We start from the raw sequence: 14,729 nt of genomic DNA, 5'->3' as shown, positions 1-14,729 counted from the left end.
ATGAAAATCAAAGCAATCCGTACCCGTGTCTTCGAATGGAAAGGCAAGGTAGTACCGCCCCAGGCACACTTTTGCACCAACGCCTCGGACATCCTTTTCCAGCGCGGCGACGCCATGGGCTCGTTCCGTTTCCACGGCTGGCTGGTGGTGGAGGTGGAAACCGACAGCGGCCTGGTGGGCATCGGCAACTGTGCACTGGCGCCGCGCGTGGCCAAGCAGGTCATCGATACCTACCTGGCGCCGCTGGTCATCGGCGAGGACCCCTTCGACAACGAATACATCTGGCAGAAGATGTATCGCCAGAGCCATGCCTGGGGGCGCAAGGGCATCGGCATGGCGGCGATCTCGGCGATCGACATCGCTCTCTGGGACATCATGGGCAAGGCGGTGAGCAAACCGGTGTTCAAGCTCCTGGGCGGACGCACCAAGGAGCGGATCTGGACCTACGCCTCCAAGCTCTACGCCAATGACAACCTCGACCTGTTCCTGGAAGAGGCCCAGGGTTATCTCAACCAGGGTTTCAACGCCCTGAAGATGCGCTTCGGCTACGGCCCGAAGGACGGGCCGGCAGGCATGCGCCGCAATATCGAGCAGGTGCGTGCCCTGCGGGAACTGGCGGGACCGGATGTCGACATCATGCTCGAGTGCTATATGGGCTGGACCCTGGAATACGCCCGGCGCATGTTGCCCAGGCTGGCCGAATTCGAGCCGCGCTGGCTGGAAGAACCGGTGATCGCCGATGACCTGGAAGGCTACGTCGAGCTGAAGAAGATGGGCATCATGCCGATCTCCGGCGGCGAGCACGAATTCACTTCCTACGGCTTCAAGGAGTTGCTGGAGCGCCGCGCCGTCGACGTGATCCAGTACGACACCAACCGCGTCGGCGGCATCACCGCGGCACGCAAGATCAACGCCATGGCCGAGGCCTGGTCGGTACCGGTCATTCCCCATGCCGGGCAGATGCACAACTATCACCTGACCATGTCCACCACCGCTTCGCCGATGGCCGAGTTCTTCCCGGTATTCGATGTCGAGGTCGGCAACGAGTTGTTCTATTACGTGTTCAAGGGCGAACCGCAGCCGGTGGACGGCTACATCCAGCTCGACGACCACAAGCCGGGCCTGGGCCTGGAGATCTCCGAAGACCATCTCGGCGAATTCAACATCATCGAATAAGCCTCGGCAGCCGTCCGCGGGCGGTTGCCGCCATCACCTCCAGGAGGACGTCATGCGTCTTGTTCAGTTTGAAAACGATGCCGGTCAGCGCCAGGTCGGCAGGGTCGAAGACGACCGGCTCCACGTTTTGCGCAATACCGCCAGCACGCGCGAGCTGGCCCTGGCGGCCATCGACAATCAACGCGGCCTGCAGCAGGAAGCCCTGGCCCGGGGCAGCGACAGCAGCCTCGACTATGCCCGGTTGCTGGAGCAGGGCCGCGTGCTGGCGCCGCTGGATCATCCGGACCCGGCCCACTGCCTGATCAGCGGCACTGGCCTGACTCACCTGGGCAGCGCTTCAGCCCGGGACAAGATGCACCAGCAGCAGGGCCAGGGCGATGCGGGGATGACCGATACCCTACGCATCTTCAAGTGGGGCCTGGAAGGCGGCAAGCCGCTGGCCGGAGAGGTGGGCGCACAGCCCGAATGGTTCTACAAGGGCGATGGCAGCATCGTCGTGCCTCCCGGTGGCGACTTTCCGGTGCCGCCCTTCGCCGAGGATGCCGGCGAGGAGCCGGAGCTGACCGGCCTGTATGTGATCGGTGCCGATGGCCAGCCCTATCGCCTGGGTTATGCCCTGGGCAACGAGTTTTCCGATCATGTGATGGAGCGGCGCAACTACCTGTACCTGGCCCATTCCAAGCTGCGCTATTGCGCCTATGGGCCCGAGTTGCGGGTTGGGGCATTGCCCGGCCACCTGGCGGGAACCAGCCGGGTGCTGCGCGATGGCCAGGTGCTTTGGGAGCGGGAGTTCCTCAGTGGCGAGGACAACATGTGCCACAGCCTGGCGAACCTTGAATACCACCACTTCAAGTACACCCAGTTCCTGCGTCCTGGCGACGTCCATGTGCATTTCTTCGGTACCGCGACCTTATCCTTTGCCGATGGCATACGGACTCGGCCTGGCGACCGTTTCCAGATCAGCCTCGAGGCATTCGGCGCCCCGCTGGAAAATGGTATCGGCGAGGGGCTGCAACCACTGGCTGCCGGTCAGGTCCGCGGCCTTTGACTCTCAACTGCCGGCCGCGATGGCTGGCCAAGGAATTCCCATGACGGCACTGTCCGGACACAACTACATCGGCGGCACCCGCAGCGCCCAGGGCCAGGTCCAGTTGCACAGCCTCGATGCCTGCACTGGGCAGGCCCTGCCTGGCACGTTCTTTCAGGCCACCGAGGCGGAGGTGGATGCCGCGGCCCGAGCGGCAGCCAGTGCCTGCGCCCAATACCGCAGCCTTTGCCCCGAACAACGGGCCCGGTTCCTCGATGCTATTGCCGAAGAACTGGAAGGCCTGGGGGCTGACTTCATCGCCACCGTATGCCGGGAAACCGCCTTGCCCACGGCGCGTATACAAGGTGAACTCGGACGTACCTGTGGCCAGTTGCGGCTGTTCGCCAGGGTCTTGCGTCGTGGCGATTTCCTCGGCGCCCGGATCGATCGTGCCTTGCCCCAGCGCCAGCCCCAGCCGCGTCCGGACCTGCGCCAGTACCGTATTGGTCTGGGGCCGGTGGCGGTGTTCGGCGCCAGCAATTTCCCCCTGGCGTTCTCCACCGCCGGCGGTGATACCGCAGCAGCCCTGGCTGCCGGTTGCCCAGTGGTGTTCAAGGCCCATAGCGGGCACATGGCGACGGCCGAGTGGGTGGCCGATGCGATCATTCGCGCGGCGCAGCGCTGCCAGATGCCCGACGGGGTGTTCAACATGGTCTATGGCGCCGGGGTCGGAGAGTGGCTGGTCAAGCATCCGGCCATCCAGGCCGTGGGCTTCACCGGTTCCCTCAAGGGCGGTAATGCCTTGTGCCAGATGGCGGCGAACCGACCACAGCCGATCCCGGTATTTGCCGAGATGTCCAGCATCAACCCGGTGATCCTGCTGCCCGAGGCCTTGCAGGCGCGTGGCTCGCAGATCGCCGCCGAACTGGCGGGTTCGGTGACCCAAGGCTGTGGCCAGTTCTGTACCAACCCGGGATTGATCATCGGCCTGCGTTCAACGTCCTTCAGCTTGTTCCTTGAGCAATTGGTCGCGCAGATGAACCAGCAGTTGCCGCAGACCATGCTCAATAGCGGCACCCTGGACAGCTATCGCCGGGGTGTGCAGGCCCTGTCGCAGCACCCGCGGATACGGCGACTGGCGGGCCAGGCGCAGCAGGGCGACCAGGCTTGCCCGCAGTTGTTCCAGGCCGATGCGAGCCTGTTGCTGGAGGGCGATGGCTTGTTGCAGGAAGAGGTCTTCGGGCCGGCCAGCATCATCATCGAAGTGGCCGATATGGCCGAGCTGGCCATGGCCCTGCAGGGCTTGCGTGGACAGTTGACCGCGACCCTGGTCGGCCAGGAGGAGGAACTGCTAACGCAGCGTTGGCTGAGCGACAGCCTGCAGGAGAAGGTCGGTCGGCTGCTGATCAACGGCTATCCCACCGGTGTCGAGGTCTGTGAGGCCATGGTCCACGGTGGCCCCTATCCGGCGACCTCGGACCCGCGGGGTACGTCGGTGGGAACCCTGGCGATCGAGCGCTTCCTGCGCCCGGTGTGTTTCCAGAACTATCCCGATGCGCTATTGCCCAGGGCTTTGCAGGATGCCAACCCATTGGGTATCAGCCGTCTGGTGGACGGAGAACCGAGCAGCGCCGCTCTTTGAAACCGGATGCCCGGCGGTCTCAGGCCGCCGCCTTCGCCGCTGGCCGCAGCACCAGCCACAGCGCGGCGGCGATCAGCACGCCACCGTACAGATGGCCCATCGACAAGGGTTCGTCCAGCAGCAAGGCCCCCCACAGCACGCCGAACGGCGGGATCATGAAGGTCACGGTCATGGAGCGGACCGGGCCGATGGAGCTCAGCAGGCGAAAGTACAGGACGTAGGCGAAGGCCGTGCAGCCCAGGCCCAGGCCCAGCAACGACAACCAGACGCTCCAGCCGCCCCAACTGGCCGGTGGCTGGCTCAGAGCGCTGTAGGCGAATAGAGGCAGCAGGAACAGCGTCGCGCCGAGCATGCTGCCCAGGGCCGAGAGACGACTGTCCAGGCCCCCGGCCTGGTCCAGCCAGCGCCGCGCCAGGAAACCGGCGAAGCCATAGCAGGTGGTGGCCAGCAGGCAGGACAAGGCGCCCAGCAGCAGTTCATGGTCGAAGGCCACCGGCCCTGCGCGGCTCAGGATGCCGACCCCAAACAGTCCCAGGCAGACCCCGGCGAGCTTGGTCGGGGTCAGGCGTTCATGGAAGAACAGGCCGCCGATCAATACCCCCATCAGGGGCGTGGTGGCGTTGAAGATCGCCGAGTAGCCGGCAGGCAGTACCAGGGCCGCCACCGAATACAGGGTGGCGGGCAGCCCCGAGTTGATGATCCCCAACAGCAGGACGGTCTTGAGCTTGCCATGGAAGTTCCAGCTCACGCGCATCAGCGCCAGCATGACCAGCAAGCCGAGTGCGGCGATCGACACCCGGAAGAAGGCCGTGGGCACGCTGCCCAGCACCGGGGCGATGATGCGCATGAACAGGAAGCTTGCGCCCCAGATGGCGGCCAGCGACAACAGGCGCAGCAGATCGACAGGTCTCACGGAAGGTTCCTTGGGTGGCGGGGCGCGAATCTTGCCCAGCACGGGTGGGCATGGCAAACCTTATTGGCTCACGGGCAACTGAAAGTCTGCACTCCGTTTGTTGCGATCGACTGTCTTGCGAGTCGCTCCCCGGTGCGGGCGCCTCGCAAGGCGACCGATGGGTCATAAAAATACGCTTCTCCTCGGGCCATTGCAGTGGCTAAGCTCAGGCAATCCAAATTCCCGCAGAGGTCTCCCTATGCCGCAGTCCTGGCCCGCCGCCGATATCGCTCGCATCATCCTGAGCGGCTTCGACGACTACCGCGATAACTTTCGCCGGATTGCCGATGGCGCCCGGCACCGCTTCGAACAGGCGCAATGGCAGGAAGCGCAGAGGGCCTCGACGGCACGGATCAACGTCTACGAGCAGAAGGTCGGGGAAACCGTGGCCCGGCTGCACCAGGCCTTCAGCGACGAGGTGCTGATGGACGTCAGCCAGTGGCCGCTGGCCAAGAGCGCCTGCATCAGCATGATCGACCTGCGCCTGGACGATGAGCTCTCGGAGACCTGGTACAACTCGATTTTCTGCGGGCTGTTCAGTCATGACCTGATCAGCGACGGCTGCATGTTCATCCACACCACCCGGCCCAGCCTGCGTCGGGCTCGGGCCGCGCAGACCCGCAGCTACACGCCGCGTGGCGATTTGTCGACGATGCTCGAGCAGGTGTTCGCCGACTACCGCTTCAGTGTGGACTATGCCGACCTGCCAGGGGATTTGCGGCGCCTTGAGGCGCAGTTGCGCGAGAACCTGCCGGACTGGGTCTGCAAGGACCCGGAGCTGACCCTGGAGCTGTTTTCCTCGGTGCTCTACCGGAACAAGGGCGCTTACCTGGTGGGCCGCATCTATACCCATGAGGAGCAGTGGCCGCTGGTGATTCCGCTGCTGCATCGCGAAGGGCGGGGCATCCAGGTCGACGCCCTGATCACCGACGAGGCCGAGGTCTCGATCATCTTTTCCTTCACCCGTTCCTACTTCATGGTGGATGTGTCGGTGCCGGTGGAGTTCATCGGTTTTCTCAAGCGCATCCTGCCAGGCAAGCATGTCGCGGAGCTGTACACCTCCATCGGCTTCTACAAGCACGGCAAGTCGGAGTTCTACCGGGCGCTGATCAACCACCTGGCCAATACCGACGATCGCTTCATCATGGCTCCCGGGGTCCGGGGCATGGTCATGAGCGTGTTCACCCTGCCGGGCTTCAACACGGTGTTCAAGATCATCAAGGACCGTTTCTCGCCATCGAAGAATGTCGACCGGGCCACGGTGATCGAGAAGTATCGCCTGGTGAAAAGCGTCGACCGGGTCGGGCGCATGGCCGATACCCAGGAGTTCGCCGACTTCCGTTTCCCTCTGTCCAAGTTCGACCCCGCCTGTCTCGAGGAACTGTTGGAGGTGGCGCCGTCCACCGTGGTGGTGGAGGGGGAGACGGTGTTGATTCGCCACTGCTGGACCGAGCGGCGCATGACGCCCCTCAATATCTACCTGGAGCATGCCACCGAAGCCCAGGTGCGCGAGGCGCTGGAGGAATATGGCCTGGCCATCAAGCAACTGGCGGCGGCCAACATCTTCCCGGGTGACATGCTGCTGAAGAATTTCGGCGTCACTCGCCACGGCCGGGTGGTGTTCTACGACTATGACGAGATCAGCTTCCTCACGGAGGTCAATTTCCGCCACATCCCGGCGCCGCGCACCCCGGAGGACGAGATGGCGTCGGAGCCGTGGTACTCCATTGGTCCCCACGACGTGTTCCCCGAGGAGTTCCCGCCCTTCCTGTTCGCCGATGCCGGCCAGCGCAAGCTGTTCGACCAGCTCCATGGCGAGCTGTACAACGCCGACTATTGGAAGAGCCTGCAGGAGGCGATCCTCGCCGGCAAGGTGATCGATGTCTTCCCCTACCGGCGCAAGGGCCGGGGGGACGAATAGCCGCGCTGGCAGCGACGAGCCACAAGCGCAAGCCAAAAGCGTCAAGCTGCGTTAATCTTGCGGCTTTTCGCTTGAAGCTCGTCGCTGCTTTCCTATGACTGATCAATCGCCTGCTATCGACCAACTGCTGAAAAACCTCGATCAAGCCATGCTCGCCGACCGCCACCGGTTGCGCCGCCAGCTGCTTGAACTGCGCAAGAAGCCCGACGAGGCCAAGCTCGCCCAGTGGCTGGAGCGAATGCAGGCTTCCTGCAACCTGGTCACGGCGCGGCGCGAGAGCGTGCCGCAGATCCGCTATGACGACAGCCTGCCGATCGCCGCCAAGCGCGACGAGATCAAGGACGCGCTGCTCAAGCACCAGGTGTTGATCATTGCCGGCGAAACCGGCTCGGGCAAAACCACCCAGTTGCCGAAGATCTGCCTGGAAATCGGTCGCGGCCAGCACGGCCTGATCGGCCATACCCAGCCCCGGCGGATTGCCGCCCGCAGCGTCGCCAGCCGGGTTGCCGAAGAACTGGCCACGCCCCTGGGCTCCCTGGTGGGCTACCAGGTGCGCTTCGAGGACCAGAGCGACTCCAGCACCCTGATCAAGCTGATGACCGACGGCATCCTGCTGGCGGAAACCCAGAACGATCGCTACCTGGAACGCTACGACACGATCATCGTCGACGAGGCCCACGAGCGCAGCCTGAACATCGACTTCCTCCTGGGCTACCTCAAGACGCTGCTGCCACGCCGCCCGGACCTCAAGGTGATCATCACCTCGGCGACCATCGACCTGGAGCGCTTCTCCAAGCATTTCGACGATGCGCCGATTGTCGAGGTTTCCGGTCGTACCTTCCCGGTGGAAACCTGGTACCGCCCCTTGACCCTGGAACAGGACGAAGACGGCAACCGGGTCGAGGACGACCTGACAGTGGACCAGGCGATCCTGGCCACCCTGGATGAGATCGCTGCCTACGAGCGCAGCGAACGCCGCAGTCCAGGCGACGTGCTGGTGTTCCTGCCAGGCGAGCGGGAAATCCGCGATGCCGCGGAAATGCTGCGCAAGGCCCAGCTCAAGCACACCGAGATCCTGCCGTTGTACGCACGCCTGTCGCCGGCCGAACAGCAGCGCATCTTCCAGTCCCATCCGGGACGGCGCGTGGTGTTGGCGACCAACGTCGCCGAGACCTCGCTGACGGTGCCCGGCATCCGTTACGTGATCGACAGCGGCACCGCCCGCATCAGCCGCTACAGCTACCGGGCCAAGGTCCAGCGCCTGCCCATCGAGGCCATTTCCCAGGCCAGCGCCAACCAGCGCAAGGGCCGTTGCGGCCGGGTCGAACCGGGGATTTGCGTGCGCCTGTACAGCGAGGAGGATTTCCTCGGTCGCCCGGAGTTCACCGATCCGGAGATCCTGCGCACCAACCTGGCGGCGGTGATCCTGCAGATGCTCCATCTGCGCCTCGGGGAAATCACCGCGTTTCCTTTTATCGAACCGCCGGATGGCAAGGCCATCAGCGATGGTTTCAACCTGCTGCAAGAACTCTCGGCGGTGGATCGCAACAGCCAGCTGACCCCGCTGGGCCGCCAACTGGCGCGCTTGCCGGTGGACCCGCGCATGGGCCGCATGCTGCTGGAAGCAGCTCGCCTGGGCAGTCTCCAGGAAGTGCTGATCGTCGCCAGTGCGATGTCGATCCAGGACCCTCGCGAGCGCCCGCCCGAGCGCCAGCAAGCGGCGGACCAGGCCCATGCCCAGTGGAAGGATCCGGACTCGGATTTCGCCGCGCTGGTCAATCTGTGGCGTGGTTTCGAGGAACAGCGCCAGGCCCTGACGGCCAGCCCGCTGCGTAACTGGTGCCGCAAGAACTTTCTCAATTACTTGCGCCTGCGCGAGTGGCGCGACTCCCATCGCCAGCTGAGCCTGATCTGTCGTGACTTGCAACTGAGCCAGAACAAGGAGCCAGCGGACTATCAGAAACTGCACAAGGCAGTGCTGGTGGGCCTGCTGAGCCAGATCGGCCAGAAGACCGAGGATGGCGACTACCTGGGCGCCCGCCAGCGGCGCTTCTGGATTCACCCGTCCTCGGGCCTGGGCAAGAAACGCCCGCAATGGCTGATGACCGCCGAGCTGGTGGAAACCACCAAGCTCTACGCGCGCATGGTGGCCAAGATCGAGCCGGACTGGATCGAGCCCCTGGCCGGCCACCTGGTGAAGAAGAACCACTTCGAGCCGCATTGGGAGAAGAAGCGCGGCCAGGTGGTGGCCTATGAGCAGATCACCCTGTTCGGGTTGATCGTGGTCGGTCGCCGGCCGGTGCACTACGGCCCGGTGGACCCGGTGGTGTCTCGCGAGTTGTTCATCCGCGAAGCCCTGGTGCGGGGCGAGATCCAGTCCAGGGCCAAGTGCCTGGCGGCCAACACTCTGCTGCTGGAGCAGCTCGACGCCCTGGAGGCCAAGGCCCGGCGCCGGGACATCCTGGCGGACGAGGAAACCCTGTTCGCCTTCTACGACGCACGCCTTCCGGCCGAGATCCACCAGACGGCGACTTTCGACAGCTGGTACCGGGTCAACAGCCAGAAGGACCCGCAGCTGCTGATCATGCGCGAGGAAGATGTACTGGCCCGCGAAGCCAGCGAGGTCACGGCCAAGCAATACCCGGACACCCTGCATATCGGCGACCTGGAACTGGCCCTGAGTTATCACTTCGAGCCCAACCATCCACGGGACGGCGTGACCCTGCGGGTGCCGGCGCCACTGCTGCCGGCGCTGCCCGCCGAGCGCCTGGAATGGCTGGTGCCGGGGTTGATCGAGGCCAAGTGCATCGCCTTGGTGCGCAACCTGCCCAAGGCCCTGCGCAAGAACTTCGTGCCGGTGCCGGACTTCGTCAAGGCCGCCCTGCAACGCATGACGTTCGCCGATGGCTCCTTGCCCCAGGCCCTGGGGCGCGAATTGCTGCGCATGACCGGCGCACGCGTCAGCGACGAAGCCTGGAGCGAAGCCGAGCAACAGGTGGAAAGCCACTTGCGCATGAACCTGGAAATCGTCGACGCCCAGGGCAAGTTCCTCGGCGAAGGCCGTGACCTGGCCGAACTCACCGCGCGTTTCGCCGAGGCCAGCCAGGCTGCCCTGGCGGTGCCGCAGACCGCCAAGGGCCAGCAGCCGGTGGAGGCCAAGGTGTTTGCCGCGGTGGCCGAAAAGACCCAGCAGAAGATCGCCGGGCTGTCGATGACGGTCTATCCGGCCCTGGTGGAAGAAGCCGGGACGGTCAAGGAAGGGCGCTTCTCGACGGCCGCCGAAGCCGAGTTCCAGCATCGGCGTGCCTTGCAGCGCCTGCTGCTGCAGCAGTTGGCCGAGCCGGCCAAGTTCCTGCGCGGCAAGCTGCCGGGGCTGACCGAGCTGGGCTTGCTGTACCGTGAGCTGGGGCGCATCGAGGCGCTGGTGGAAGACATCCTGCTGGCCAGCCTCGACAGCTGCATTCTCGAAGGCGAGGCCACCTTGCCCAGGGACGGCGCCGGCCTGGCCTCCCTGGCTGAGCGCAAGCGCGGTGCCTGGACCGAGCACGCCGAGCGCCTGGCGCGCCTGACCCTGGAAATCCTCAAGCTCTGGCACGGCCTGCAGAAACGTTTCAAGGGCAAGATCGACCTGGCCCAGGCGGTAGCCCTCAACGACATCAAGGCCCAGCTGGCGAACCTGGTGTACCCGGGCTTTGTCCGGGAAACCCCGGCCCTGTGGCTCAAGGAACTGCCGCGCTACCTCAAGGCGGTGGAGCTGCGCTTCGACAAACTGGGCAGCCAGGTGCAGAAGGATCGGGTCTGGAGCACCGAACTCAGTGGCCTCTGGGCCCAGTACCAGGCCCGGGCGCAGAAACACGCCCAGGAAGGCAAGCGCGATCCGCAACTGGAACTGTACCGCTGGTGGCTGGAGGAGTACCGGGTATCGCTGTTCGCCCAGCAACTGGGGACCAAGGTGCCGATCTCCGACAAGCGCCTGAACAAACAGTGGAACCAGGTGGAAGCCTGACCCCCGTTGGCCCGGCTCCCGAGGGAGGCGCCGGGCTTCCGTCGATCTTGCAGTTGCGGCGAAACGCCCGAGGTTATGGCAAACTTCGCGGTCATAAATGCCGGCTCGGCTGCCCTTGCTACGAGCAGCCGGGGCACAGCGCAATAAAGCGATGCCAGGAATCGCCCTCGCAGCGGGACGGTTCCTTTACGGTTTGGCACGAGGGTGCCAATACCTTCTGCCTGAATACTCTAGAGGAACGACCGTGCATAACGTCGTCATCAGCGGCACTGGCCTGTTTACCCCGGCCAACAGCATCTCCAACGAAGAACTGGTGGCGTCCTTCAACGCCTACGTCCATCAGTTCAACAGCGACAACGCCGCGGCCATCGAGCGTGGCGATGTGCAGGCCCTGACCGAATCCAACGCGGCCTTCATCGAGAAAGCCTCGGGCATCAAGAGCCGTTTTGTCATGGACAAGGACGGCATCCTCGACCCGCAACGCATGACCCCGCGCCTGCCGGAACGCTCCAACGATGAATGGTCGGTGCTCTGCCAGATGGCCGTGGCCGCCGCCGAGCAAGCCCTGCAACGGGCCGGTCGGACTGCCGCCGACATCGACGGGGTGATCGTCGCCTGCTCCAACCTGCAGCGCGCCTACCCGGCCATCGCCATCGAAGTCCAGGCCGCGCTGGGTATCCAGGGCTTCGGTTTCGACATGAACGTGGCTTGCTCCTCGGCGACCTTCGGCATCCAGGCTGCCTGCAACAGCGTGCAACTGGGCCAGGCCCGGGCGATCCTGATGGTCAACCCGGAAGTCTGCACCGGGCACCTGAACTTCCGTGACCGCGACAGCCACTTCATCTTCGGCGATGCAGCCACCGCGGTGGTCATCGAGCGTGCCGAGCAGGCCACGTCGGCCCACCAGTTCGAGATCGTCAGCACCAAGCTTTTGACCCAGTTCTCCAACAACATCCGCAACAACTTCGGCTTCCTCAACCGTGCCGCTGAAGAGGGCATCGGTGCCCGGGACAAGCTGTTCGTCCAGGAAGGCCGCAAGGTGTTCCGCGACGTCTGCCCGATGGTGGCCGAGCTGATCGCTGCCCACCTGGAAGAAAACCAGCTCAATGTCAGCGATGTGAAGCGCTTCTGGCTGCACCAGGCCAACCTCAGCATGAACCAGCTGATCGTCAAGAAGCTCCTGGGCCGCGAAGCGACGCTGGAAGAGGCGCCGGTGATCCTGGACACCTATGCCAACACCAGTTCGGCCGGTTCGGTCATTGCCTTCCACAAGCACCAGGACGACCTGGCCAGCGGTTCCCTGGCGGTGCTCAGTTCCTTCGGCGCGGGCTATTCCATCGGCAGCGTGCTTCTGCGCAAGCGTTGATCCGCGAGGGTCGGGTGTGGCGCGACGGCTCTGCGGCGCGTCACACCCGGGCAAACCCGCATGATTGAACGAGGCCCGAATGGCTGCTGCTGATGACACGCAACTGCTCAAGCGCCTGCTGGCGGGCGAACAGAAGGCTTACAAGGAACTGGTCGGTACCTACCAGGGCGCCATGCGCGCGGTGGCTTATGCCATTGTCGGCAACCGGCATGCCGACGAAGTGGTGCAGGATGCCTGGCTCTCGGTGGTGCGCAACCTGTCGAGCTTCCAGGGGCGTTCCAGCCTCAAGACCTGGTTGCTGACCATCACCGCCAACGCGGCCAAGGGTCGCTACAAGCAGAATCGCCGTGAAGTGTTGCTCGACGACCTGCCGGCGCCCCATGGCACGGTGGGCGACGAACGTTTTTCCTCCAGCGACGGCCATTGGCTGGTGGCGCCGTTCGCCTGGCACGAAGATACTCCCGAAGCCCTGCTTACCGAGGCTGAGTTGCGCGATTGCCTGGAGCACACCCTGCTCAGCCTCTCCGAGCTGCAAGGCAGCGTGTTGAGGCTGCGCGAGCGCGAGGGCCTGGAACTGGAGGAAATCTGTAATCTTCTGGGGATCACTCTGTCCAATGTCCGGGTGCTGCTGCACCGGGCGCGGCTGAAGGTCTTCGCCACGGTGGAGCATTTTGAGGAAACTGGCCAATGCTGACCTGTAAGGAACAAGTGGCGCGATCCAGCGATTATCTCGATGGCCAGTTGAGCTTTCGCGAGCGCTTGATGGTTCGCCATCACCTGCTGTTCTGCCCCAACTGCCGGCGCTTCGTTCGCCAGATGCGGCTGTTGCAGGCCACCTTGCGGGTGTTGCCGGAGCCGCCCCTGGAAGGTCTCGACGAGCTGGCCGAGCGCCTGGCTGCCGAGAGTCGGCGCGAGCACTGATCGGCACCACTGAAGCGGATGTCGCCCGGCATCCGCGCTTTTTCGTTTTCCCTCTTTCCTGCCTTCAGGCAATCGGTGCGATGCACATCGCACGGGTGCCGGCCGACCATTGGCCCGCACAAAAATAACAAGCCTGTCATCTTTGATTTTGTCCCTGAAATGGCCTTCAAACCGCTCTGGGACGGGGCTTTTGGCTTATTTCTTTTCGAAGTAAAAAAGTTCCCCTGTAATCAAATCTTTATCTATCAGCAACCCTGCTGAAATAACCCGCCGCCAAGATTCCCACCCAACACCAGCGGGCCAACCCCGCGTGTTTTCCAACGCTACAGACCACCAACTAGGGGAACTCTTCGATGATCCGTAAGCACTTCGCCGGTTTTGCCGCCAGCGCCCTGGCCCTGGCAGTGACCGCCCAGGCTTTCGCTGGCACCGTCACCACCGACGGCGCCGATATCGTAGTCAAAACCAAGGGCGGCCTTGAGGTTGCTACCACCGACTCCGCCTTCAGCTTCAAGCTGGGCGGTCGCCTGCAAGCCGACTATGGCCGTTTCGACGGGTTCTATACCAAGAATGGGGATAGCGGCGACGGCGCCTACTTCCGCCGCGCCTATCTGGAATTGGGCGGTACCGCCTACAAGGATTGGAAATACCAGATCAACTACGACTTCTCCCACAACTCGGGTACTTCCGATGACGGTTACTTCGACGAAGCGACCATCTCCTACGTGGGCTTCAAGCCAGTGACCATCCGCGGCGGTCGTTTCGATGCAGACTTCGGTCTGGAGAAGGCCACCAGCTCCAAGTGGATCACCGCCATGGAGCGGAACGCCGCCTACGAGCTGGCCGACTGGGCCAACTCCCACGAAAACGGCATGGGCCTGCAGGTGAGTTCGGTAGTGGCCGACATGGCCTACCTGTCCGCCAGCGTATCGGCCAAGGACATCAACGACAGCGACGGCGACAGCGTCAAGCAGTTCAACGGCCGTGCGGTGTTCGCACCGATGCACGAGAGCGGCAATGTCCTGCACTTCGGCCTGGACTTCGCCAGCCGCGACCTGAGCGACACCGCCTTCGACTCGCGAATCCGTCCGCGTCTGGGCGTGCGTGGTATCGCCACCAACGGCGGCAACGATGCCGGCAGCAACGGCAACCGCGCCACCTTCGGCGGTGGTGTCGGCCTCAATGGCTCGAACCTGACGGCTGCGGGTGCCTACGACAACGACCGCGTGTTCGGTGGCGAATTCGCCTTTGCCCATGGCCCGTTCTCGGCCCAGGCCGAGTACCTGACCCGCAAGATGAAGGCTGACAGCGCGTCCTATCAGGACGTCAAGGCCACCGGTTTCTACGGCCAGTTGGCCTACACCCTGACCGGCGAGTCGCGGGTGTACAAGCTCGACGGCGCCAAGTTCGACACCATCAAGCCGGAGAACAAGCAGTACGGTGCCTGGGAAGTGTTCTATCGCTACGACAACATCAAGGTCGACGACAAGAACATCGTGACTTCCACCTCCACCCGCGAAGTGGGCGATGCCAAGGCCAACATGAACACCATCGGTGTCAACTGGTACGCCAACGAAGCGATCAAGGTCTCGGCCAACTACATCAAGGTCAACACCGACAAGATCACCAACAGCGTTGGCGATGACAGCGGCGATGCCCTCGTAGCCCGTGTGCAATACGTGTTCTAAGGCTGTTGCAACACCGTAGAGCTCTTTCTC

Annotated in this window: 10 protein-coding genes; 9 read left to right on the top strand and 1 reads right to left on the bottom strand. The window is 63.9% G+C overall.

The window, feature by feature from the left end; all coding sequences use genetic code 11:
• From LGQ10_RS11320 to LGQ10_RS11310, 3 genes are read left to right on the top strand one after another with little or no spacing between them, the layout of a single operon-like run.
• The gene (locus LGQ10_RS11320) at positions 1 to 1,176 is read left to right on the top strand and encodes an L-rhamnonate dehydratase (RefSeq protein WP_058435991.1); all 1,176 of its coding nucleotides are present in this window, start codon (positions 1 to 3) and stop codon (positions 1,174 to 1,176) included.
• Between the two features lie 52 nt (positions 1,177 to 1,228).
• Positions 1,229 to 2,224, top strand: a complete 996-nt coding sequence (gene araD1, locus LGQ10_RS11315) for an AraD1 family protein (protein WP_226525579.1) — start codon at positions 1,229 to 1,231, stop codon at positions 2,222 to 2,224.
• A 40-nt stretch (positions 2,225 to 2,264) separates the two neighbouring features.
• Entirely contained in the window at positions 2,265 to 3,845 is a 1,581-nt protein-coding gene (locus tag LGQ10_RS11310; protein ID WP_226525578.1) for an aldehyde dehydrogenase (NADP(+)), read from the top strand.
• Positions 3,846 to 3,864: 19 nt separating this feature from the next.
• On the opposite strand, the gene LGQ10_RS11305 is transcribed toward LGQ10_RS11310, so the two are convergent.
• Entirely contained in the window at positions 3,865 to 4,758 is an 894-nt protein-coding gene (locus LGQ10_RS11305; protein WP_058435989.1) for a DMT family transporter, read from the bottom strand.
• A 238-nt stretch (positions 4,759 to 4,996) separates the two neighbouring features.
• Between LGQ10_RS11305 and aceK the strand changes: the two genes are divergently transcribed.
• The 6 genes from aceK (at position 4,997) to LGQ10_RS11275 (ending at position 14,699) form a co-directional block, all read left to right on the top strand.
• The gene (gene aceK / locus LGQ10_RS11300; RefSeq protein ID WP_058435988.1) at positions 4,997 to 6,718 is read left to right on the top strand and encodes a bifunctional isocitrate dehydrogenase kinase/phosphatase; all 1,722 of its coding nucleotides are present in this window, start codon (positions 4,997 to 4,999) and stop codon (positions 6,716 to 6,718) included.
• Positions 6,719 to 6,812: 94 nt separating this feature from the next.
• On the top strand, positions 6,813 to 10,724 hold the full coding sequence (hrpA, locus tag LGQ10_RS11295) for an ATP-dependent RNA helicase HrpA (protein ID WP_226525577.1): 3,912 nt from the start codon (positions 6,813 to 6,815) through the stop codon (positions 10,722 to 10,724).
• Between the two features lie 244 nt (positions 10,725 to 10,968).
• Positions 10,969 to 12,090 carry a beta-ketoacyl-ACP synthase III gene (locus LGQ10_RS11290; RefSeq protein WP_058435986.1) on the top strand — a complete coding sequence of 374 codons (1,122 nt, stop codon included), beginning with the start codon at positions 10,969 to 10,971 and terminating at the stop codon, positions 12,088 to 12,090.
• Positions 12,091 to 12,169: 79 nt separating this feature from the next.
• Positions 12,170 to 12,784: an RNA polymerase sigma factor gene (locus tag LGQ10_RS11285; protein ID WP_226525576.1), complete on the top strand. Its 615-nt coding sequence runs from the start codon at positions 12,170 to 12,172 to the stop codon at positions 12,782 to 12,784.
• Entirely contained in the window at positions 12,778 to 13,011 is a 234-nt protein-coding gene (locus tag LGQ10_RS11280; protein WP_058433597.1) for an anti-sigma factor family protein, read from the top strand. The genes LGQ10_RS11285 and LGQ10_RS11280 overlap by 7 nt, the downstream gene beginning before the upstream one ends.
• A 353-nt stretch (positions 13,012 to 13,364) precedes the next feature.
• On the top strand, positions 13,365 to 14,699 hold the full coding sequence (locus LGQ10_RS11275; RefSeq protein ID WP_226525575.1) for an OprO/OprP family phosphate-selective porin: 1,335 nt from the start codon (positions 13,365 to 13,367) through the stop codon (positions 14,697 to 14,699).
• Positions 14,700 to 14,729 lie beyond the last annotated feature (30 nt).

This window comes from Pseudomonas sp. L5B5, assembly GCF_020520285.1.
GTDB lineage: Bacteria > Pseudomonadota > Gammaproteobacteria > Pseudomonadales > Pseudomonadaceae > Aquipseudomonas.
The sequence above is the reverse complement of the archived record's forward strand: the minus strand, read 5'-3'. Positions and strand labels throughout refer to the sequence as shown.